The sequence below is a fragment of the Rhabdochromatium marinum genome (assembly GCF_016583795.1).
In the GTDB taxonomy this organism is placed as follows: Bacteria; Pseudomonadota; Gammaproteobacteria; order Chromatiales; family Chromatiaceae; genus Rhabdochromatium; species Rhabdochromatium marinum.
Map to the genome: position 1 here is coordinate 25056 of NZ_NRRS01000028.1, position 23708 is coordinate 48763.

At 59.3% G+C, this 23708-nt stretch carries 16 protein-coding genes; 8 read left to right on the forward strand and 8 right to left on the reverse strand.

Going from position 1 to position 23708, the window contains the following annotated elements:
- Window positions 1-3 precede the first annotated feature (3 nt).
- On the forward strand, window positions 4-1509 hold the full coding sequence (sbcB, locus tag CKO36_RS09990; protein ID WP_200283916.1) for an exodeoxyribonuclease I: 1506 nt from the start codon (window positions 4-6) through the stop codon (window positions 1507-1509).
- Here the strand turns inward: sbcB and sthA are convergent.
- Window positions 1506-2906: a Si-specific NAD(P)(+) transhydrogenase gene (sthA, locus tag CKO36_RS09995; RefSeq protein ID WP_338053451.1), complete on the reverse strand. Its 1401-nt coding sequence runs from the start codon at window positions 2904-2906 to the stop codon at window positions 1506-1508. The two genes, sbcB and sthA, sit on opposite strands and share 4 nt — an antisense overlap.
- A 106-nt stretch (window positions 2907-3012) precedes the next feature.
- Here sthA and ureA point away from each other — a divergent pair, with 106 nt between their 5' ends.
- From ureA to CKO36_RS10015, 4 genes are read left to right on the forward strand one after another with little or no spacing between them, the layout of a single operon-like run.
- On the forward strand, window positions 3013-3339 hold the full coding sequence (gene ureA, locus CKO36_RS10000) for an urease subunit gamma (RefSeq protein WP_200283917.1): 327 nt from the start codon (window positions 3013-3015) through the stop codon (window positions 3337-3339).
- Window positions 3336-3671, forward strand: a complete 336-nt coding sequence (ureB, locus tag CKO36_RS10005) for an urease subunit beta (protein WP_200283918.1) — start codon at window positions 3336-3338, stop codon at window positions 3669-3671. The genes ureA and ureB overlap by 4 nt, the downstream gene beginning before the upstream one ends.
- A complete protein-coding gene (locus CKO36_RS10010) occupies window positions 3668-5287 on the forward strand; it encodes an urease subunit alpha (protein ID WP_200283919.1) in 1620 nt (539 codons plus the stop codon). The genes ureB and CKO36_RS10010 overlap by 4 nt, the downstream gene beginning before the upstream one ends.
- 35 nt (window positions 5288-5322) lie before the next feature.
- A complete protein-coding gene (locus CKO36_RS10015; protein ID WP_338053452.1) occupies window positions 5323-7896 on the forward strand; it encodes a penicillin-binding protein 1A in 2574 nt (857 codons plus the stop codon).
- A 39-nt stretch (window positions 7897-7935) separates the two neighbouring features.
- Here CKO36_RS10015 and CKO36_RS10020 read toward each other — a convergent pair whose 3' ends face one another.
- The 5 genes from CKO36_RS10020 to CKO36_RS10040 form a co-directional block, all read right to left on the reverse strand.
- Window positions 7936-10458 (reverse strand): EAL domain-containing protein, encoded by a 2523-nt coding sequence (locus tag CKO36_RS10020; RefSeq protein ID WP_200283920.1) that lies wholly within the window; start codon window positions 10456-10458, stop codon window positions 7936-7938.
- 100 nt (window positions 10459-10558) lie between these two features.
- The gene (locus CKO36_RS10025; protein WP_200283921.1) at window positions 10559-11887 is read right to left on the reverse strand and encodes a hypothetical protein; all 1329 of its coding nucleotides are present in this window, start codon (window positions 11885-11887) and stop codon (window positions 10559-10561) included.
- Window positions 11888-12021: 134 nt separating this feature from the next.
- Window positions 12022-12480 carry a flagellar assembly protein FliW gene (fliW, locus tag CKO36_RS10030; protein WP_200283922.1) on the reverse strand — a complete coding sequence of 153 codons (459 nt, stop codon included), beginning with the start codon at window positions 12478-12480 and terminating at the stop codon, window positions 12022-12024.
- Window positions 12481-12557: 77 nt separating this feature from the next.
- Window positions 12558-13505 carry a DUF808 domain-containing protein gene (locus CKO36_RS10035; RefSeq protein ID WP_200283923.1) on the reverse strand — a complete coding sequence of 316 codons (948 nt, stop codon included), beginning with the start codon at window positions 13503-13505 and terminating at the stop codon, window positions 12558-12560.
- 343 nt (window positions 13506-13848) lie between these two features.
- A complete protein-coding gene (locus tag CKO36_RS10040; RefSeq protein ID WP_242469510.1) occupies window positions 13849-15672 on the reverse strand; it encodes an oxygen-binding di-iron domain-containing protein in 1824 nt (607 codons plus the stop codon).
- A 201-nt stretch (window positions 15673-15873) separates the two neighbouring features.
- Here CKO36_RS10040 and CKO36_RS10045 point away from each other — a divergent pair, with 201 nt between their 5' ends.
- A complete protein-coding gene (locus tag CKO36_RS10045; protein ID WP_200283924.1) occupies window positions 15874-17199 on the forward strand; it encodes an ABC1 kinase family protein in 1326 nt (441 codons plus the stop codon).
- A gap of 42 nt (window positions 17200-17241) precedes the next feature.
- Here CKO36_RS10045 and CKO36_RS10050 read toward each other — a convergent pair whose 3' ends face one another.
- Together CKO36_RS10050 and CKO36_RS10055 are read right to left on the reverse strand one after the other, a co-directional pair.
- A complete protein-coding gene (locus tag CKO36_RS10050; protein WP_200283925.1) occupies window positions 17242-17805 on the reverse strand; it encodes a cytochrome b in 564 nt (187 codons plus the stop codon).
- Between the two features lie 106 nt (window positions 17806-17911).
- Window positions 17912-18460: an EF-hand domain-containing protein gene (locus CKO36_RS10055; RefSeq protein WP_200283926.1), complete on the reverse strand. Its 549-nt coding sequence runs from the start codon at window positions 18458-18460 to the stop codon at window positions 17912-17914.
- A gap of 212 nt (window positions 18461-18672) precedes the next feature.
- Between CKO36_RS10055 and CKO36_RS10060 the strand changes: the two genes are divergently transcribed.
- Complete coding sequence (locus tag CKO36_RS10060; RefSeq protein ID WP_200283927.1) at window positions 18673-22578, forward strand: DUF3683 domain-containing protein; 3906 nt, start codon at window positions 18673-18675, stop codon at window positions 22576-22578.
- Between the two features lie 110 nt (window positions 22579-22688).
- Window positions 22689-22928, forward strand: coding sequence for a hypothetical protein (locus CKO36_RS10065; protein WP_200283928.1), 240 nt, complete (start codon window positions 22689-22691; stop codon window positions 22926-22928).
- The last annotated feature ends 780 nt before the right edge of the window (window positions 22929-23708 follow it).

The following is a 23708-nucleotide window of genomic DNA, read 5'->3' on the forward strand; positions in this document are numbered from 1 at the left end:
ATCTTGTCGCCCAGCTTCTACTGGTATGACTATGAAACCTGGGGTTCCGACCCCAGGCGCGATCGCCCCTGTCAGTTCGCCGGGCTGCGCACCGACACTGAACTCAATGAGATTTCCACCGAACCGCCTTTGGTGCGCTACTGCCAACCGGCGGACGATTTTCTCCCCTCTCCCGCCGCTTGTCTGATCACTGGCATCACGCCGCAGCACGCCAAACAGCAGGGCGTCCGTGAAGCGGTCTTTGCCGCCGAAATTCAGCAGCAGCTCGCCCGTCCCGCTACTTGCTCGGTTGGCTACAACAGCCTGCGCTTCGACGAGGAAGTCTCCCGTTTCCTGTTCTATCGCAATTTTCTCGACCCCTATGCGCATAGCTGGCGCGACCAGTGCTCGCGCTGGGATTTAATCGATGTGCTGCGCATGGCGCATGCGCTGCGACCGCAAGGCCTTGAATGGCCCCAGGGTGATCACGGGAACACCAGCTTCAAGCTCGAGCGCCTGACCGCCGCCAACGACATTCCCCATCAGGGCGCGCATGATGCCTTGGCGGATGTCCGGGCCACGCTGGCCCTGGCGCGTCGCTTGCGCGCTGCCCAGCCACGCTTGTTTCACTATGCACTGGGGCTGCGCGATAAGGACCGGGTACGCGAGCAGCTGGCGTCGGGACAGCCGGTGCTGCATGTTTCCTCCAAGTACCCGGCCGGGCGTGGCTGTATCGCGCCGGTCATGGTGGTCGCTCCCCCGAGCCCGACAGATCGCCATGGCATGATCGTATGGGACTTGCGCGAGGATCCAACCGAACTGTTTGAGCTGTCAGAGGATGTGGCGGCTATCCGCACCCGCGTGTTTACCCGCGCCGAGGATTTGCCCTCGGGCGTGCGCCGGCTGCCCATCAAAAAGCTGCGCCTGAACGCTGTACCCATGGTGGCCCCCATGCCAACCTTGTCGGATGAAGCTGCCGAACGCTGGGCCATTGACCGCACGCAGGTCGAGCAGCACTGGCGACAATTTCTTGCGCATCCCAACAAAGTGGCCGCAGTCGAACATGCCGTGCGTGCAGCCTTTGATCAACCGGCTGACGGCCCGGCACCAGACCCGGACGAAGCACTGTACCGTGGTTTTTTCGCCCCCGCTGACCAGCCATTGATCGCCCAGGTACGCGACTTGTCGCCCCAGCAGTTGGCACAGGCGCATCTGGCTTTTAAGGATCCACGTCTGCCGGTTCTGCTGTTTCGTTACCGAGCGCGCAACTGGCCGGAAACCTTGACTGCGCACGAACGTCAAGCATGGGATCACTGGCGCCTGACGCGGCTGCACGATACAGCGCATGACCGTGTGCTGACACTACCGCGCTACCAGCAGTGCATTGCAGACTTACGCGCCGAGTCGGATACGGATGCGCGCAAACAGCAATGCCTTGACGCGCTTGAGGCCTGGCCCCGGCAGATTCAGGCATCCATGCCACCCACTGACCCGGCCAGCGCTGAGTTGCCACTTCAGGCATCCAATTAGAACAAGCGATTCAACCCATTGAGTGCGGCCACCCGGTAGGCTTCGGCCATGGTGGGATAGTTGAAGGTGGTATGAGCGAAATACTCAATGCTGTTAGCGCGGCCGGGCTGGGACATAATGGCCTGGCCGATGTGAATAATCTCGGAGGCCTGTTCGCCGAAGCAGTGGATGCCAAGAATTTCCAGGGTGTCGCGGTGAAACAGCAGCTTAAGCATACCAACCGTATGGCCGGTGATCTGGGCGCGAGCGATGCTTTTGAAGGCGGCCTGCCCGACTTCGTAAGGAATTTGGCTGGCGGTGAGCTGGCGTTCGGTGCGCCCAACGGAGCTAATCTCAGGAACCGTATAAATACCGGTGGGAAATTCGTCAATCAGCGACCAGTCGCAGCGTCCGTCAGCGATATGGGTGCCAACAAAACGGCCCTGGTCGTAGCTGGCGCTGGCCAGGGCGGGTGGGCCGACCACATCGCCGGCGGCATAGATGTGCGACTGAGCGGTCTGGTAGCTCTCGTTGACTTCCAGCTGACCACGTGTGTTGGGGGTGATGTCGATGGCTTCCAGGCCCAATCGCTCCGTATTGCCGGTGCGGCCATTGGCCCACAGCAGCACTTCGGTTTTGAGTTTTTTGCCAGAATGACAGTGCAGCACCACACCATCCTGGTCCGGCTCGACCTGATCGTAGCTTTCATCATGGCGAATCACCACGCCCTGATCGCGCAGGTGATAGCCGAGCGCATCGGTGATTTCGTCATCCAGGGATGACAGCAGGCGGTCGCGGGTATTGACCAGATTCACTTTCACGTTCAAATAGCTCATGATAGAGGCATATTCGCAGCCAATCACCCCGGCCCCATAGATGGTGACCGAGCGCGGCGTATGCCCGAGCTTTAGGATGGAGTCGCTGTCCAGTATCCTAGGATTGGAAAAATCAACATCGGGCGGATGGTAGGGACGCGAGCCAGTAGCGATGACGAAGGTCGCGGCGGTGAGTTGATCAATGGCACCATCGGGGCGGCGCACTTCGATGCGGTGCGGGTCGACAAAGCTCGCCCAACCATAGAGGATACTGACCCGGTTGCGCTGATAGAAGCGGTTGCGAGTGCGTACCTGATCAGCGATAACCGTATCCGCAGCCCTTAGCAGCTGCGGGAGATCGGCGTCAATGAATCCGCTGCTATGCGCGAACAGCGGATTGCGGCGATAATCCGCCAACATCTGGATCGAATGGCGTAGCGCCTTGCTGGGGATGGTACCCCAGTGCGTACAGCCACCGCCAACCCGTGCCTGGGCATCGACGACAGCCACGCGCTGCCCGGCCTTGGCCAGTTTCATGGCGGCGCCCTCGCCAGCCGGGCCGGCGCCGATGATAATAGTGTCGAATTGCTTGTCGATGGACACGATTGGCTGCTCCCATGCGCATGAATTGAACTCTAAAGACTAACCCAAAGGCGTCGCGGCTGTCGCGACCGATGCCCAATCCTCCCCCCCCACAAGGAGCCGAGCTATGGATCTGACACCGCAGGACAAAGATAAACTGCTGTTGTTTACCGCCGGCCTGTTAGCCGAGCGGCGCAAGGCGCGCGGTCTGAAACTCAATTATCCCGAAGCTGTCGCCCTGATCAGTTGTGCCATTCTGGAAGGCGCCCGGGATGGACAAGCCCCCGAAGCGGTCATGCGCGCCAGCCGCGCAGTGCTGCGCCCGACGGAGGTCATGGAAGGCGTCGCTGAGATGCTGACCGAGGTCAAGGTCGAGGCCAGCTTTCCCGATGGGGTGCGCCTGATTTGCGTGCCACATCCGATCAGCTCCGATGCAGAGAGAGGCGACACATGATTCCTGGTGAAATTCTTCTGGCTGCGGGCGACCTTGAACTCAATGCCGGGTGCCCAGTGCTGACCGTTGAGGCGGCCAATAACGGCGAGCATCCCATTGAGCTGGGGTCGCATTATCATGTCTTCGAGGCCAACCCGGCCCTGGAATTCAATCGCGAAGCCACACGCGGCTATCGGCTGGCGATCCCGTCTGGGACCAGCCGACGTCTTGAGCCTGGGCAGCGCTACATGCTGGATTTGCTGCCCTATGCCGGCACGCGCGAGCTGTATGGCTTTCGCGGTGAGGTCATGGGCCCCATTGATCCGCCACCAGCCGAGGAACCCGCGACATGAGCACGATCAGCCGAGCCGAGTATGCCGCACTCTATGGCCCCACCATTGGGGATAAGGTGCGTTTGGGCGATACCGCCCTGTTTGCCGAGATTGAAGAAGATCTGACCCGCTATGGCGAGGAAGCCCGCTTCGGGCGCGGCGGATCGATTCGTGATGGCATGGCGCAATGCCAGCGTCAGGCCGATGAAGTCATGGACACCGTGATCACCAATGCCCTGGTGCTCGACTTCTGGGGTGTAATCAAGGCCGACATTGGCATCAAAAACGGGCGGATTGCGATGATCGGCAAAGCCGGCAATCCGAACACCCAGACCGGAGCGGATGTCTTCATCGGCCCGGCAACTGAAATCATCGCTGCCGAAGGCTTGATTCTGACCGCCGGAGCCGTGGATGCCATGGCGCATTTCGTCGCTCCCAACCAGGCAACGGCGGCGCTCATGGCCGGTGTGACCACCCTGATCGGGGGCGGCACCGGCCCGAGCAGCGGCACCCTGGCCGCCGCCAGCACGCCAGGTCCGTGGAATATTCGCCGTATGCTGCAAGCCGCCGAGGGGCTGCCAGTGAATGTCGGCTTGCTGGCCAAGGGCAACAGCAGCCTACCCAATCCGCTCGAGGAGCAGGTGCGCACCGGCGCCATGGGGCTGAAACTGCACCCGGTGTGGGGCTGCGCGCCAACCAACATCCGACACTCGATTGACATCGCGGAAAAAATGGATGTGCAGTTGTCGCTGCAGTTCGACCCCCGCAATGAGGCTGCTGACATCCCGGAACTGATCGCTGCAGTCGGTGATCTCTGTGTCAGTACCCTGCACGCCGACACCGAGGACAGCGGAGCCGAGCAAGCCCTGCGGGCGCTGAGCTTGGCCAATGCCCTGCCCGTCTCCACCCTGACAGCCGGTACGTCGAACCCAGCCCAAGCGGCTCGCGCTGGCGTGCTGGAAGTCTTGCACGATCTCGGTGGCCTCAGCCTGATGGCCTCGGGTGGGCGATCTGCCGAGTTGATCCGTCGCACCTGGCAAGTGGCGCACCACATGAAGGTCAGCCGTGGCCACCTGGCGCCGCCGCCCTTCGGCGCCAATATCGACCGCGAGGACAATGATAACTACCGCATTAAGCGCTACATTGCCAAATACAGCATCAATCCGGCCATCAACCACGGCATTGCGCACGAGGTGGGCTCCATTGAGGTAGGCAAACTAGCCGACCTGGTGCTGTGGCGACCGGCCTTCTTTGGCGTGCGTCCAAGCCTGGTGCTCAAGGGCGGGCTCATCGCCGCTGCGCCCATGGGTGATCAGGCAGCCGCAGTACCCGATGCACAGCCGGTTCAGATGGCGCCCATGTTTGGCGTCACTGGTGGTGCCACGCGCCAGACTTGCATGACCTTCGTCTCGCAATGGGCCTTTCAGGCCGGTGAGCCACAGCGCCTTGACCTAACGCGCCGCATTGGTGTGGCACGCGATGTTCGCCAGGTGCGCAAGGTCGATATGATCCACAATTTCTGGCAGCCGGCGATTGAGGTCGATGCGCACAGCGCGCAGCTGTATGCCGATGGCGCCCCCATGGCCTCTGAGCTGCTGGCGAGCGTTCCGCTGGGGCAGCGTTACACGCTTTTCTGAGGTCTGATTGTTTTCTTACTTGATTTGGGTGTTTGGTGGCTAGCAAGGATCAACCTCAGTCTTCCGGTACGCGCACGCGCAAGCGTCCGCCCCAACGTCCGGCGCCCCATTGGGCGGGTGCCACCGGCAATGACCCGAGCCAGTCGTCACCGCCCAAGACAAAATCCACATCCAAACCGGGACCGCATCCCGTCGTGCAGGTGCTGGACTGGTTCGGGCGCATGCTCGCCGGCGTGGCCGCCATCCCGCTCGACCTGGCGGTGCTGGGCCTGCTGGGCGCCTCGGTGGTGGTCTATGTGACCTTGCCGGAGCTGCCAGATATTGAGGGGCTGACCGACATCAACTTCGAGGAACCCCTGCGGGTCTATTCGGCCCAAGGGTCACTGATGGCGGAATTTGGCATCCAGCGCCGCCGGGCCATCGCTTTCAGCGATCTGCCGCCCAACCTGATCAACGCCTTCATTGCCACCGAGGATGCGCGCTTTTTTGCCCATGTCGGGGTGGATGTCATCGGACTCATGCGCGCCGCCATGCATGTGGCGCGTACCGGCACCATGACCCAGGGCGGCAGCACCATCACCATGCAAGTGGCCCGCAACTTCTACCTGTCGCGCGATAAGACCATCCGCCGCAAACTGGCCGAGCTGCTGCTGGCAATGCAGATTGAAAAGGCACTGACCAAGGAAGAAATTCTTGAGCTCTACCTGAACAAAATCTTTTTCGGCCACCGCGCCTATGGCATCTCGGCAGCGGCAGAGTTTTATTATCGTAAGTCGCTCGATGAACTCACCCTGGCACAGATGGCCATGCTGGCCGGCTTGCCCAAGGCACCCTCGGCCAATAATCCGCTGAGCAACCCACCCCGCGCACTGAAACGGCGCAACTACATCCTTGGGCGCATGCGCGAGCTGGGACTGATCACTGCATCCCGCTATCGTCAGGCGCTGGCCGAACCGCTCACCGCCACCTATTACCGCCCGGAGATCGAGTTCGAAGCGAACTATATCGCCGAAATGGTGCGTCAGGAGGTGGTTGAGACCTTCGGCCAGCAAGACGCCTATTCACTCGGTCTCAAGGTTTACACCACCGTTGATGAACCCTTGCAGCAGGCGGCCGATGCCGCACTGCGCAAAGGCCTGATGGCCTACAACCGGCGCCACGGCTATCACGGCCCGGAAGCCCGGATTGCGGCCGCCGACCGCGCACGCTGGGCCACGCTCGATGCGCACCTGCGCAAGCGCCCCCGGGTTCCCGGCCTGCCCGTCGGCGTGGTGACCCATGTCGATGCCAAGCAGGCAGAAGTTTATTTGGGCGACGGTCAGACGCGCTCGCTCACGCTTGCGCAAGTGGCCTGGGCGCGGCGGTACAAGACCGAGAACTGGCGCGGGCCGCGACCACGACGGGTCAGCGACGCGGTGGCGGTCGGCGATGTCATCCGCCTGCACCAGAACGACGCTGGCGACTGGGAACTGGCTCAGGTTCCCCTGGTCGGCGGTGCCCTGGTGGCCATGTCCCCCTGGGATGGTGCGGTGCGGGCGCTGTCGGGCGGCTATGCCTTCAAATGGAGCAAGTTCAATCGTGCGGTCGATACCAAGCGCCAGCCCGGGTCGAGCTTCAAGCCCTTTGTCTATGCGGCGGCCTTTGCTCAAGGCTGGACGCCGGCCAGCTATGTGCGTGACCAGCCGTTTGAGATGATGGGCGCACGTGGCATGTGGCGACCGCAAAATGCCGATGGCAAGTTTCTGGGGGCTCTGCGCATTCGACAGGCCTTAGCCCGTTCGCGCAACCTGGCGGTAATTGATCTAATCAACACCATGGGCGTCGAACCGGCGCGGAATTACATTCAGCGCTTCGGTTTTCCACTCGACGCCATGCCCGACAACATCGTCATGGCCCTGGGCTCCGGGGCTGCCTCACCGCTGGAAATGGCCACTGGATTCAGTGTCTTTGCCAATGGCGGCTATAAGGTGGAGCCCTATCTGATTGCGCGCATCGAAGACGTGCATGGCCGGGTACATTTCAATGCCAAGGCCCCGCGTGCCTGCCTGGAATGCTGGCTGGAGCCGCCGCAGGATGGCAGCGCGCGGGTGCAACCCGATGGCGCCTCTGCGGCCCCCAGCGCGCCTCTGGTGGTGGATCCGCGCATTGCCTATAACATCGACTCCATCCTCAAAGACGTGGTGACTTCGGGCACCGCGACCCGCGCGCGAGTGCTGGAACGCACCGATATCGGTGGCAAAACCGGCACCACCAATGATTCCCGCGACTCCTGGTTTGCCGGCTATCAGCCGGAACTGACCACCGTGGTATGGATGGGCATGGATGACAACCGCCCCTTGGGCAATGGTGAATGGGGGGGCACGGCCGCACTTGGAGTCTGGGTTGATTTTATGCGCGAAGCTCTGGCCGACATTCCTGTTGCCACCATCAAGCGTCCGCAAGGCATGGTAGAGGTGGCACTGTCCGGGGGCGGCACCGAAACCGTGCGCGTGGAGTATCAGAACAAACTGGGTGGTCCCAAGCCGGTTGCCGCACCACGCCGAGGCAGTGCTTCAGACGGCCGCTCATCAAGCAGAAGCGCACCGCGCGTCATTGACGAGTTGTTCTAAACCGCGTCTTGTTCGAGAAGCGCCATTTTGAGACGCGGTTTAGCCGCCAAAGGCGGCTATGGCCCAAGCTGGATCAGCTTTCCATTGACGCACCCAACCGGGCACACGTTCGGCGCTCATAGGCGGAGCGATACCAAAACCCTGGCCCAGCTCGCACCCCAAGCCTAGCAGTATTACACCGTGCTTTGTTGTCTCGACACCTTCGGCAATCACTGTCATTCCAAATGCACGCGCGAGACCGATCACACCTGAAACAATGGCATAATTTTCTGTATCCTGTGACATATCGAGCACAAAGGATTTATCTATTTTGAGGGTCTGCACGGGTAACAGCTTCAGGTAAGTCAGGGACGAATAGCCAGTCCCAAAATCATCGAGTGCGCACTCAACCCCCAGGGCACGACAGGCTTCGATTAAACTTTTAATGCGCCTTAAATCCTTGATGGCGCTGGTTTCGGTCAACTCGATCTCGAGACCACCGCGATGCAGGCGTCCAGCCTGACGCAGATACTCTTCAAGACGTGCGACAAACTCCGAACTCTGTAGATGGCGTGCGGCGATGTTAATACTCACGGCTAGCTGTAAACCTTGCTGTTCCCATCGCTGAAGCTGACGCAGGGCTTCCAGAATCACCCATTCCCCCAGGGTGATAATGGCATCGGAATCTTCAAGAATGGGTATGAAGGTATCCGGTGGCAGCATACCGCGCTCGGGATGATGCCAGCGAATCAGAGCTTCGACCCCAATGACATGACCGCTGCGCATATTAACTCTGGGTTGATAATGCAACACCAGTTCTCCAGCCGCGATGCCAACAATGACGCGATCGATCATGCGTTGCCGCTCGATTACACCAGCATCCTGGGTATCCTCATAGAAGCAATGGGTATTCTTGCCCTGTTGTTTCGCCCTGTACATGGCCTGATCGGCTTCGCGAATCAGGGTATCGGAGTCTGTTGCCTGCATTGGATACATACTGACACCGACACTGGCCGTTATCGATAGCACCTGACCTTTAATCGCAAATGGCCGCTTGATAGCTCCCTGAATTCGTTCCAGTGCCTGAATGCAATGAGCTTGATCTTTCAAATCGGCCAACAGGATGATGAACTCATCACCGCCAAGCCGAGCCGCAGTTTCATGCTTGCGAAGCACTTCGTTAAAGCGATCCGCAAGTTCAATCAACAGATAGTCGCCGGCTTCATGCCCGTAGGTATCATTGACCGGCTTAAAGCCATCGACATCAAGGAAGCAGACGGCCAGGAGGTTACCGTCGCGCTGTGACCGCATCATGGCCTGCTGCATCCGGTCATTCAACAGCACGCGGTTGGGCAAACCAGTGAGGGGATCATAGTGCGCAATGCGATCCAGTTCAGCCTCATGCCGTTTGATCGCGGTGATATCCACAACCACGGCGACAAAATGCAATGGACGTCCATGCTCATCAAGCACCGTCGAAATCGTCAGCTGCTCGGGAAAAACTTCACCACTTTTGCGCCGGTTCCAAATCTCGCCCCGCCAGAAGCCCTCTTCCAGCAAGGTCATCCACATAGTAGTGTAGAATTCCAGATTGTGACGACCAGATTTAAGTATTCTCGGGGTTTGACCGATGAGTTCCTCGCGCGCATAACCCGTGATATGCACAAAGGCATCATTCACTTCCAAGATACGGGTATCGGGATCCGTGATGACAATCCCTTCTTGAGTGTTTTCAAAAACACTTGCTAGCATTTGCAGGCGCAGTTCCGCCTGCTTGCGCCCGGAGATATCCTGAAACGTCGCCGCCACCTGACCCGAGGAATGGCGAAAAGCCCGCACCTCAAAGCATTTTCCCAGATCTTCACTGTGACCCTCAAACGCCATGGGTTCACCAGTGAGGGCGACCTGTCCCAATTGCTTGGCCCAATTGGCTCGGGTCTTTGGCAGCACATCACCACCACAATGTCCGGCAATCTTGGCAGCACTGAGGCCGGTCATCCCCTCGAAGGCTGGATTGACATCGATAAAGCGGAAGTCAACCGGTCGCCCGTCCTGATCCAACACCAGATCGCAGAGGGCAAAGCCGTTGATCATCTCAGTGAACAGGGCTTTGTAATTCTCCTCGGCCAGGCGCCTCTCGCTCTCAGCTCGCGCCAGCTCAGCACGTTTGCGCTCAGTGGTATCCTGCAGCGTTTCGATAGCGCCAATGATCTCGCCATTGGTTCCACGCAGCGGCGCAGCAGTAAAAAACAGCCAGCGTCCGCCACCGGGAAAATCCGGAAAAAATTTCTCGGCCTCGCAGGCTCCGTCAATAAAGGACGATGGCTTGTAATGGCCGTAATAGTATTCAAAGTCTCTATTCAATGCGCCATCAAGCACAAGATCAGCCATCACCGGTCGCGGCTCGGAATAAAAGGCTCGCCACTGATCGCAGGTGCCGATGACGTCAGCGGCCGACACCCCTATCACAATTTCGCAGGCACGATTCCAGTGGGTGACGCGATGTTCTGCGTCGATGACAAAGGTCGGTACCGGATTGCCCTCGATGATTTCACTCAGCAAACGATCGCCTGGATCGAACACGATGTTTGGATCTACGTCCTTGGCATCATGCAATCTCCTCAACGTCCCTTTCCCCCGTTGTTAAAGGTCAGTTCAAACCGGTCGGGAGCTTTAGCCCCGCTCAGCCTTCAGAACTTCTGAGCTGATCGGTCAGCTTCTCAAACTCGCGCTTCATTTCCAGGTTCTCGAATGGGCGCAGGGGTGGCACTTGGCGCTCCAGCAGGCCATCGATTAACTGCTGGCTGGATTGCACCAGGGCGACCAGTTCACCGGAAACGCGCACCGTCTCGTAGGTGTTCCAAGCGGTGCGGATATCACGTTGCAAGGCTTCGCGCGCGCGGCGCACCTGACGCGCCTGTTCGGCGAGGTAGTCGCGATAGCGCTCGGCAGCGGCGATGGTCATGCGCTGGGCCTCAAGGTTGGCTTGCAAGACCTGGGCGCGTTCCGGTTGAGCCTTGAGCAATTGGCGCGTCTCAATACTGAGGTCGCGGGCTTGGGCGCGGATGTCATCAATGCGCGGGATATACTCGGTCTCAATCCGCTGCTCGACGTCCAGATGCATGTGCTTGAGCGCCCGCAGCAGCACCACATAAAGTCCATAATAGCGCCGGGCACTGACCAGATCCTCACCGCTTTCGCGCACCAGACGTTCCAGTTGGACGGTGATGGTTTTGACATTGTCAAACACAATCCCCAGGTCGATCATGGAGTCGCCCACCACGGTGGCGAGCAGAAATTCGACCTGCTCATCAGAGAGTTCCAGACCAATGGCGCGCAAACGCCCGGCGAAATCACGCTGAATCGCTTGCAGTTGCGCCTGACAATCCTCAATGACCTGCTGCTCATCGGCAATCAGGGCGTCGTAGTCCTCACGGGTGCGCTTGACCAGGGATTGCGTCGGTGCGCCGACCCGCTCCTGACGGTAGCGGGCGATGTCTGCGCGTGATTGTTCAATCTGCGCATGCAGCTCAGCGATTCGTGAACGCTCATGTTGCAGTGGCGACAGCGACAATGCCGCTACCGCCTGATCGAGCAGCTGGTGAATCTCTTGTTCAGCATCGCGTTGATCGCGGGCAAACCAGGCCTGTTCAGGCAGGTCGCGCTGCACCTCTTGCAGACTCAAGGTTTCTTCCAGCGGCGGCAGAGCGCCGGACCAGAGTTCCGCAAAGTTGTCAGGTTGTTCGTGTGGGCGCGTGGCATCCTCGCGTGGCCACCAATCAGCTGAACGTCGCCACCAGTCACCGGCGGTTGCGCGCGAGCGCTGCCAGAGATCGCCAGCTTCATCAACCGACTGGCGCCACAGTTCGCTGCCCTGCTGCTGTGACTGCTCGAGCAGGCGGCCGGCTTGCTCCAGCAGCGGACGGTCGGCAGAAGAGGATGGCACTGCTGGCGGCTGTTCGTCTGCCTGGCTGAGACTGGGCAGACTGAGTGCAACTGCGCAGAACAACAAGCCCGAGCCGCTTAACGCGAGCTTGCGAGACAGGCGATGGCGACAATTTCTTGGCACAAAAGAGAACATCACAGGCATGGCGACAGGGCACCTCCCTGTGCCGGTACAGATGATTGATGGCGATGGAACGGGCGTTAGCCGGCGACCTTGGAATCGACGATATTGACTTCAACCCGCGAGTGGGCCAGGACTTTTTGCATGGCCAGGCGGTTTTCGATGTTAATGAGCAGCGGGCCGGCGATGTTAGCGTGCACCTTGGGCTGATCAGGCCTGCTGTCGTCATTTTTAGCCAGAATCAGCAGCACCAGGATTTGGCTGGGATCTTTGGACTGCAACAGCGCCTGCTCTTCATCGCTCAGGTCGATGACATAGTTCAGCCCATAGAGGGTGGGATCAACCACAGTAAAGCCGACCCCAGGATTGTCGAGAGATTCGAGCCAAAACAGCTTGTTGCCCGACTCCTGGCCAGCTTGGTCACTGCCCTCGCTGTGAAACATGGTAAAGCGATGATCATCCTCAAAACCGGGCAATCCCTGCGGGAAGGTCAGAATTTTGCTCTCGTCGATTGGCGAGTGTTCCGAGTCAGTTGTCATGGCGGTCTCCTGATGTATGGCACCTGAGGTGATGACAAAAAAATACGTCCAGAGGGCAGGAACGGGAATCTTACCCCTCAATGCGTGGCACTGTTCGACTCCTGTCGGGCACGCCAGTGCTGAACGCGATGCACGCCGGCCAGTACCAGGGCACCGGCCAGCAAACCAATGCTGGCATTGATCAACCAAGGCGTGATCAGATGCATGACATGGTGCATGAATTCATGCACACCGGGAAGACCGTGGGCAATAATACCGCCGCCAACCAAAAACATGGCAATGGTACCGGCAACGGAAAGAAACTTCATCAACCAGGGCGCCAGAGACAGGATCAAGTAACCCAAGCGACGTTGCAGCCGTGCGCTCAGGGTGTCACCTTCACGCTCGGTCAGCAAAAGACCGCCATCATCAAGCTTGACGATCGCCGCCACCAGCCCATAAACGCCCACCGTCATCAGAATGGCAATACCGATCAGCACCAGCACCTGCGTCAGAAAGCCGGCTTCGGCTACAGTGCCCAAGGTAATCACAATAATTTCCGCCGAGAGAATAAAATCGGTGCGAATTGCGCCCCGGATTCTGTTCTGCTCCAGCGCATTGAGATCAAGCGCACTGAGATCAGCCGCCTGCGCCTCGCGCACCGCTGCGCTGAATTCGCCCTGTTGCGCCACCTGGCCATCATCAGCAGCGGCGAGCAAGAATTTATGCGCGACTTTCTCGAAACCCTCAAAGCACAGGTATAAACCACCCAGCATTAACAAGGGCATGATGGCCCAGGGCGCCAGGGCACTGATCAGCAAGGCCGAGGGCACCAAAATGGCCTTGTTGCGCAAGGATCCCTTGGCAACTGCCCAGACCACCGGCAGTTCGCGCGCGGCACGCACGCCGGTGACCTGCTCGGCGTTCAGCGCCAAGTCATCGCCCAGAACGCTGGCGGTTTTGCGGGCCGCAACCTTGGCTAGCAGGGATACGTCATCCAGAACCGAGGCAATATCATCAATGAGGGCGAGTAGCGTCGAGGCCATGGCACGGCGTCCTTCGAGTTAAGATTTGAGGGGAAAAAGAACACAGTTTTCCGGGTATTTGTTGAAGTTTACTTGCGGATACCAATCTGCGTACCTGAGGCTGGCGGATACTCCACCAGCGATCTCAAACGACCAATGACTCAACCCGACTGTAATCGAGAGGAACTGGCCATGAGCGATGAAGCACTGCGTAAGAAAAATCGTATGGGTTTTTGGATGACGGCAGCTGTGTGCCTGTTGCCACTGGTGCCTTACGCCATGAAAGGAACCGCCGGGTAAAGGTCATCCACACACCATAAATTGCAACTCAACCCAAGCGGGGCTCTCAGGAGCCCCGCTGTCTTTACCCAGATTCAACCCGATTCCGTCCTCCTTCTTTGGCCCGATAGAGTGCCTCATCGGCGCGCTCGATCAGATGCTCCAGGCTCTCACCCTGCTGTCGATTGGCGACACCAAAGCTGGCCGTAATCGACAGCGGCGTCTCAGTGCCAATATCGATGGTCATCCGCTCAATCATGTCACGCAGCCGGTTGGTTGCAACCATGGACTCCTCCACCCCCTGGCTGACAATAAAAATGATGAACTCTTCACCACCGTAGCGGATGGGAATATCCGTGGTGCGACTATAGTCGATCAGCATGGCCGCCACAGTCTGTAACACCTGATCACCAGCCCCATGACCGTAGCTATCGTTAATGCGTTTGAAATGGTCGATATCAATCATCACAGCCGCAAATTCAGCCGAGCTGTCGCGATCATGCAGCGCACACTGGCGCCCCATCACATCGTGCATATAAAAGCGCGTGAACAGGCCGGTGAGCGCATCGCGAATCGAGCGTTGGTAGGCTTTTTCGCGCTCCAGGTCAATGGAGCGATAAATCACCTCACGCTCCAGCGCTACCTGCAATGGTTCCGCAAGCTGTTTGACGATCTGTTCAATCGCCTTGGTAAAGGGCACACTTTGACTGAGCTCTATGATGGCAAAGCCATCGATGCGCTGTTGCGAGGGACCAATCAAGGGAATCGCCAGGCGCGATCCGGACCCATCGGAGGCATATTTCTCACAAAAGATGTCACTGCACAGATGATGATCGGCAAAGGCGCTATCCTGCCGATGGGCCTCAATCCAGATGTCGCGCGACTGTCCGATGAAAGGGAGAAAATCATGCGACTGGGTTTCGATCCCACCTGAGAAGCGATTCTCACGCTTCAGCACCAGGATGGTTTGATCCGGTAAGGCGGCATAGTAATCAATGCGTTCCGCCGGCAGGCTGCGCTGCACCAGTTCCAATAATCGGGTGGCAATATCACGGAAATCCCGATACAGCAGCATGGTTTCGGCAATGGCGCGCAGCGTAGCATTGAGCCGCGACAGGCGGCGAATGTCGCTGTCGTCCTGACCGAGCAGATAGATGCCGCAATTAAGTTGCTTGAGCTGCTCAGTCATGAAGCTCACCAGCGGACGCGGGATGATGGATCCATGCTGCGGAGCAATAATCTCGATGGGATATTGCTCAAACTGCGCCATGGCATAGCCGAGAATGTCGTTGCTCGGCATGTAATGCTCATGAAAGGGCTTGAGCGCTTCGATATGCGACTCTTCTCTCGCCACCAGTTGTGGCGTCGTGGTAAAACCGCCAAACAGATCGCTGGAAAACATCACCCCAGTGTGCCGGTCGAAGCTGCAAAAAGCGCCAGGGAAGTGCGCATAGGGGGTGAAGACAAACTCCAGCGCGCGATCCTCCAGCTGCAAACGCCAGTTGTGTTGATCGATCAGCCAAAACGGCATCCGGAGTGCGTAATGGCGCAACAGGGCCTGGGCGCGCCAATGGGTCACAATCAGCGCATCCTCGCGCGCATTCAGCTCATCAATCAGCGGCAGCGAGGCGGCAATATCCGGATCCTGATGATGGCAGACGAAATAGCGAATCTGCGTAAAGGCAATCACCTGCTCAATCTTGGCCAGGGTGCCGGGAAAGGTCAGGCGCGAGCCGGGATCGAACAACACCGATTGGTCGCCCTGCTCCAGCAGATAGACATGGCACTGGAAGGGATCATCCACCAGCACATGACCCACCCACCAGATGCGGTCAGCAAGTTCAACCGGCCCGCTGCAATCGGCATCCAGCAGGTGCGTGAGATCAGAGGTCCACAGGGCTTTGCTCAACAGTTGGTCTCCACAGCGACCGCACCAGAGTGGCAAAGTGGCGGTCTGTCACCCCCGGACTATAGCACCAGTCACCGCCAGCGGAGGGGTTTTGCCCCACCGATGCACAACGGCGAATGTCATGGCCGCCAGTGATGGGCACGGGGCACACTGGTCACCATTACTCTGATCTTTAGACGTTGTATTGCAGGAATCCCCACCATGAATGACTTCTCCAAAGGCCACGGCCGCGCCGTTCCCAGCCATCGACTCCAACGCCTGTGGCATCTTGGGCGCGCCACCACCGACCTGGCAGCCGGTCTGGGCGCGCGGGGACTCTTCGACCTAGCCCGCTCGCGTGGCGCCGACAGCCAACGCATTCGGCTCAGCCCGGCCGCCACTCAGCGCTTCACCGACCGCTTGGCGCGCATGCGCGGCGCGGTGATGAAAATGGGACAGATGATGTCCATGGATGGCGCCGATGTATTCACCCCCGAGGCAGCGGCCATCATGGCCAGTCTGCGCGAGCGCGCTGAACCCATGCCGCTCAGCCAGCTGGCCCAGGTGCTGGAGCGCGAATATGGCCCGCAGTGGAACCAAGCCTTTCGGCGCTTCGATTTCACTCCCATTGCAGCGGCCTCCATCGGGCAGGTGCACCGCGCCGAAACTCAGGATGGGCGTCAGCTGGCCCTTAAAATTCAATTTCCCGGCGTGCGCGAAAGCATCGACAGTGACATCGACAACCTGGGCATGCTGGGCCGCACCCTGGGGATGGTGCCCAAAGGCGCCGATCCACAGCCACTGCTGGATGAAGCGCGCCGGCAGTTGCATCAGGAAGCAGACTATGGCGCCGAGGCCGCAGCACTCACCACCTATCGCGAACTGATTGGCGCGGATCCGGCCTTTATCGTGCCAGCCGTGCATCCCGATCTCAGTACCAGCCGCATTCTGGCCATGGATTATCTCGAAGGCGTGTCCATTGATCGGCTCAGCGAACATCGGTTCAGCCGCCAGGAACGTGATCGCGTCGCCACCGCACTGACCGATCTGAGCCTGCGCGAGCTGTTTGAATTTCAACTGGCGCAGACCGACCCGAATTTCGGCAATTATTTTTATCAGCCGGAGTCCGGGCGCATTGTGTTACTGGATTTTGGTGCCACCGCCCGCATTGCTCCCTGGCTGGTCAGCGGCTTCCGCCGCCTTGCCAGCGCCGGCATGGCCGACGATATTCCCGCTATGCACCAGGCTATTCTTGATCTCGGCTATCTCAGCCCTAGCGCACCGCAAGCCAATGTCGAAGCCCTGACCGAACTCATGCGCCTGTCCGGTGAAATGCTGCGCACTCAAGGCCCCTATGATTTTGGTCATTCAGACCTGTTTGAGCGCATTTACCAGCGCGGGCGCGAACTCTATCTGGCCGGAGCCTTCAGTGAACTGCCGGATCCGAGCAGCTTATTCCTGCATCGCAAGTTTGTTGGTACCTTCATGCTGTGCCGCCGCCTGCGTGCGCGGATTGATTTTCGTGCCATGATGGGGCGATATCTGTAACGTTCAGGGCGCCGCTGAGCAAGGCGGCGCCGGGATGCTCGCTCAGGCCCCAGGCGGACTCCAGGGCAACATGCGCTCCAGTGCATGATCCTTGCGCACATACTGATGCCATAGGGCAGCGGCGATATGCAGCCCCACCAGGCTAACCAGATAAATCGCCATCGGTGTGCCATGGAAAATTTCCATCACATGGTGCAGCCAGGGCTGCTCACCAACCAGTGAGGGGACCGGCAGACCAAAGAAATTGGCTGGAATATCCTTGGAGGCGATACGCAGATAGCCAAACACGGGAATCACCAGGGTGGAGAGGTTCAGCAGCACATGCGCAGCCTTGGCAGCCAGCACCGACCACTGGGGTGCATCCAGCAACTCGGGTGGCGGAGTGAATTTAGCCCAGAAGATGCGCGCGAAGGTCAGCACAAAGACCAGAATCCCGAAGGACATGTGCAACCCCAGCCAAAACATGAAGGCATCCGAGCCTTCCGCCGCGCTGCTGCGCAGCACATTGGTTATCAACAAACCAAGCAACAACAGGGCAACCAACCAATGAAAGGCCTGGGCAACCAGGCCGTATTTCTGAAGGCCCGCAGGCGATGCGGTACTCATAGTGACAATCCTCAACAGTTCAGTAGAGACAATTGTGGACAGCGGCAACGAACCTGTCAGGATTCGCGCCGCGACCGCCACAGCGGCGGCCGTGTGAAAAGGCGTGCTATTGCTGCGCCGGCGGCGTCATCTGCTGATGCTGGCGCTGCATTTCCTCCATGCGCTTCTGCATTTCCTGCTGCATAGCATCAAAGAAAGCGGTGACCTCATCAGCATCCGCCAGGCCATCGCTGTTGGCATCCATGCGACCAAAGGACTCCACAGCCGGCTGCACGAACTCCTCCTCGCTGACGCTCTGGTCATCATCCGTATCGAGGTTTTTAATAAAGGTGTCGCCAGGATCAGGCATGCCGCGTTCGCGCATTTGTTTTAGCATTTCGGGCGGCACCTGCTTGGCAAAGGCGGCGCGCGCCTCATCGGTGCTAATGGAGCCGTTGCCATCGGCATCGGTTTCAGCAAAGCGGGCCGCTTGCGGCGCCTTGACTTCATCCAGGGACACCTGGCTGTCTTGGTTCTTGTCAAGCTCCTGCATGAAAGCCTCGGTTGGGGTGGCACGCGATGGCGCGGCCGGCTCTTCAGCAAGCGCATGGCCAGCGCCCAGGACGGTGGTCAGCAACAGAGGAAGCAGTGCAGGGGTTAAAGCGTGAATGCGCATCAAATATGGCTCCTGTTCTTTGCAATCGTTGAAAGCAGCAAGATGGTTCTAACTCGGGGCCAGGGGCCGCTCGGCTGCGCGCGCAATGGCCATCACCACGACAGGTTAATGCGCGCGGGCCTGTGTCGCAAACTTCTGCCGGATCGCATTGCTGGAGTGGCGCCGGGCTGCGTTAGAATTCACCTTTGTTTTGCCACCATCCGTCTCTCTGCATGAATCAGTCCACAGCCTCCAGTGTCCCACCCTCTCCAGTCCATCGCCTCCGCGAGATCCCTTACAACTACACCTCCTTCTCTGATCGCGAGATCGTTATCCGCTTTTTGGGCGAGTCGAACTGGCACTTGATTGAGGAACTGCGCGGCTCGCGACGCACCGGGCGTTCGGCGCAGATGTTGTTTGAGGTGCTCGGCGACATGTGGGTGGTAACCCGCAATCCCTATCTGCAAGACGATCTGCTGCACAACGCCAAGCGGCGGCGGCAGTTGATCGAAGGGCTGGAACAACGTCTGGACTTGTTCGAGCAGCGTCTGAACGACAACCAAAAAGCCGCCGCGCTGCTCACAGCCGGGCGCACGGCGGTGCGCCGCTTGGCCGAGGGTTTCGAGCAGGATCTGGTGCTGCGCCAGCGCATTGAGCAGCGCTTGGCCGGTATCACGCGCAAGGACAATCTCCAGTTCGGCGGGCTGGCGCGGGTCGCCCATGCCACGGACGCGACCGACTGGCGCGTGGAGCTGCCCTTCGTGGTCATCAGCCCGGATGCCGAGGCCGAGGTCGCGCCCATCGTCGCCGCCTGCATCGACTGCGAGCTGGCGCTGATCGCCCATGGCGGCAACACCGGCTATACCGGCTCGGGCGTGCCGCTGTCGGCGCGCACGGCGGTGATCGACACCGAAAAGCTCGATGCGCTGTCGCCGGTTGAGACCATCGCGCTGCCAGGCGTCGCCGAGCCGGTGCCTACGGTGTACTGCGGCGCCGGAGTGGTCACACGCCGGGTGGCGGAGCGGGCGGAATCCGAGAGCCTGGCATTCGCGGTCGATCCGACCTCCCAGGACGCCTCTTGCATCGGCGGCAATGTGGCCATGAATGCTGGCGGCAAGAAGGCCGTCATCTGGGGCACGGCGCTGGACAATCTCGCCTCCTGGCGCATGGTGACACCCGAGGCCCAGTGGCTAGAGGTCAAGCGCCTGGAGCATAACCTAGGCAAATTGCAGGATGCCGAGCGGGTGCGTTTTCGCATTCAGCGCTATGCCACCGATGGCCAGACGCCGCTGGGCGAGCCAGAGCTGATCGATGTGCCTGGTACCAGTTTCCGCAAGGCCGGCCTGGGCAAGGATGTCACCGACAAGGCACTGTGTAATTTGCCTGGGGTGCAGAAGGAAGGCTGCGACGGCATCATCACCTCGGCGCGCTTTATTCTGCATCGCATGCCGGCGCATAGCCTGACGCTGTGCCTGGAGTTCTTCGGTGCCGATCTCGACCGCGCGGTGCCGGCCATCGTCGAGATCAAGGACATGATCGATGCCCGCTCAGATGTCCTCATCCTGGGACTCGAGCATCTCGATGAGCGCTACATCCGCGCGGTGAACTACTCCACCAAGGCGGCGCGGCGCGAGCTGCCCAAAATGGTGCTGCTCGCCGATCTGATCGCCGATGACGCGGCGGCGCTGATGGCCGCAGCCGAACAGGTGCGCGACAGCGTGACAGCCCGCGATGGCGAGAGCTTTGTTGCCACCAGCCCCGAGGCGCGCCGGCGCTTCTGGCTCGACCGCGCCCGCACCGCCGCCATCTCGCGTCACACCAACGCCTTCAAGATCAACGAGGACGTGGTCATCCCGCTTGAACGCCTGGCTGATTACAGCCGCGCTATCGAGCGCATCAATATCGAACAGTCGATCGTCAACAAAGACCGCATCATGGCCGCCGTGTTGGACTATCTGTCCGGCCCCATGCCGCAGGCTGCCCCCCTGGATCACGAGGACTCGGCTGAGGGTCAGGCGATTCTCGCCGCCAAGTGTGCAGCGGCGCGGGAGGCGGTCGGCGAGGCGCGCAGTCGCTGGCAACGCATCCTGGCCGCCCTGGATGAGCCGGCTGCAGCGCACCCCGAGTTGCTGCGCGAGAAAGAACGCGGCCTGGTACGCCCCAGCCGCGATTCACACACCCCTCCGGACGACACCCTGCTCGCCATGCTACTGCGCCGCGATCTGCGCCAGAGCTACCGCAAGGAGGTCGCCAACCGGCTCAATGAGCTCTTTGCCGGCCAGGAACTCGCGCCGGTGCGCGAGCACCTCGCCGGTATTCACCGCAAGCTTCGCGATGCACGGCTGTTCGTCGCCCTGCATATGCACGCAGGCGACGGCAATGTGCACACTAACATCCCGGTGCATTCCTCTAACTACGAGATGCTGCACGAGGCTGACCGCATTGTTGATCGCATCATGGCGCTGGCGTCCGACCTCGGCGGAGTCATCTCCGGCGAGCACGGAATTGGGCTCACCAAGGTGCGCTACCTGGAGCCCGAGCGGCTGGCCGCCTTCGCCACCTACAAAGACCGCGTCGATCCCCACGGGCGCTTCAACCCTGGCAAGCTGCTCCCCGGCAGCGGGCTGGAGCTGGCCTATACCCCCTCGCTGCGCCTGGTCGAGCGCGAGGCCATCATTCTGGAGGAAACCGAGCTTGGCGCGCTCAACGATGACGTCAAGCACTGCCTGCGCTGCGGCAAATGCAAGCCTAAGTGCATGACCCATGTGCCGCGCGCCAACCTGTCCTATTCCCCGCGCAACAAGATTCTCGGCACCGGGCTAATTATTGAAGCGTTCTTGTACGAAGAGCAGACCCGCCGCGGGCTGTCCCAGCGGCATTTCGCCGAGATGAACGATATCGCCGATCATTGCACCATCTGCCACCACTGCCAGCCGCCCTGTCCGGTCAATATCGACTTCGGCGATGTCACCATGCGCCTGCGCCGCATGCTGGTCGAGCGCGGCAAAAAGCGCAGTCATCCAGGCGCCTGGGCCGCCATGCAGTTTCTCAACGCCCAGGACCCGCGCCTGGTGCGGCTACTGCGCCGCGTACTGGGACAAGGCGGTTTCGCCGGTCTGAACCTCGCCCACCGCGCTGCCGCGCGCTTGGGGCTGACCAAAGCGCCCACCACGGCACCGGGCGCCACCACCGGTCGGCCGCGCGCGCTCGAGCAGGCGCGCCATCTGGTCAGTCGCCCGATTCGAGTCGAGCTGCCCAAACAGGGCTATCGGGAGATCCTTCACCTGGAGGACAAAACCCGCATTCCCATCCTGCGTAACCCCCGGCAGGAAGAGGATGACGACCAGCGGGCGATTTTTTACTTCCCTGGCTGCGGCTCGGAGCGCCTGTTCTCAGATATCGGTCTGGCCACCCTCGCCATGCTCTACCATCAGGGCGAACGGGTCATCCTGCCGCCGGGTTATCTGTGCTGCGGCTATCCGCAGCGCGGCGCCGGGCTGGAACAACGCGGGCAACGCATCACCATGGAAAACCGGGTGCTCTTTCACCGCGTCGCCCACACGCTAAACTATCTCGACATCCACACCGTGCTGGTCTCCTGCGGCACCTGCATGGACCAGCTCATGCGTTATCAGTTTGAGCGCATCTTCCCCGGCTGCCGCCTGCTCGACATCCACGAGTATCTGATGGAACAGGGCGTGGCGCTCGCGCCCAAGCATGGCACCCAGTACCTCTACCACGACCCCTGTCACACCCCGATGAAGGCGTACCAGCCCATCTCGGTAGCCAGCCAACTGCTGGGCCAGCCGGTGACGCTCTCCGAGCGCTGCTGTGGCGAAGCCGGCACCCTGGGCACGGCACGACCGGACATCGCCAACCAAGTGCGCCTGCGCAAGGCCGAGGAACTGGCCGCCGGACTGAAGCGGCTGACGGGTGAAACCCGGGTGAGCGATGGTCAGGCCAAACTGCTGACCTCCTGCCCGGCCTGTCAACAAGGGTTGGCCAAGTTCAGTGACCAAACAGGGCTGAAAACTGATTACATTGTCGTCGAATTGGCGCGCCGCCAGCTTGGCGAGGGCTGGCAGCAAGGCTTTATCGAGCAGGTACGCGCCGGTGGGATTGAGCGCGTGTTGTTATGATCCAGGCCATGCCCTGATATCCAGGATGGTCATCAGGGATGGTCACCGCTAAACCACCGTCGCCTCTGCGGTCATCAGCAAATTCTGTATAGCATCGACGATTTGCACGAATGGCCAGTCTAAAATTCTGTCTAGCCAGCCTGCCTGTTCCAGATAATCATTTACATCCCAAGCGTATGTTGCCGCAGACGCTTGTCTGGAAAGGCTACAAGATACGCCTCCGCGCGGCGCACCAGCCACTGAAGCGCATTCTCTTTGACGCCTATCTGCCGTGCTCTGGCGATGAATCGATCCTAAAAACGATCCTTTTGACTGTATTTTCTGTTGCTTGGGGTTCCGGCATGTGCTAATTTCAACTTTACAGTCAGAGTGTGTGGAGTTTATCCAGTATAAATTGCATAGTATAGCTTAAGCTGGAGAGCTAGACAGAATCTACACTAAGCTGTAATAGGCAGATTCTGTCTAGAACACTTGACCGACATTCTGCCTAACTAACTGATCGCAATAGCATAGGAGTAGCAAATTATGCCTATTTACGCCATAAAGCATGGTTATCTGATATATATTTTGCATTCATAATTTTAGGTTGCGTTACAACACCACAAACGGTTGAAAGCGGCGACAATGTAAATGCCACTAAACCTAGATAAATTCTAGAAGAAGTAGAGCCAACTGATATAGATTTGGCAACATCTTATTTTATAGCTGACCAATACGATGATGCCATTGAATATTTTCTCAAGCATTTGGCTGACAACTCGGACGATATAAATGCTTTAGAGTTATTAGTTAAATCCTATTATTTGGGTGGACGAAGCGGCGAGGGCTTACAATACGCTGATAGACCATAGAACTTAAATATGATACAACTCAGAAATCTTTAAGCACCAATCTGAAAGGCAATTTACTATTTTCGTTAGAACGGTACCGTGATTCTATAAAAGAGTATAATTTGGCGATTAAGCTTAACCCATCAGATGTGTTTTTAAACAATAAAAAAATGGGCCTTGATCATGCCTTGGTCCATTGTTGCTAAGCCGCCACAGGCATCAGGTAGGGGCGCTTTGCCGGTCGAGGTCGTCGTCGAGCCGGCCAAGCCGGCCAAGGCATGCGTTCAAGCACTTGCTCAA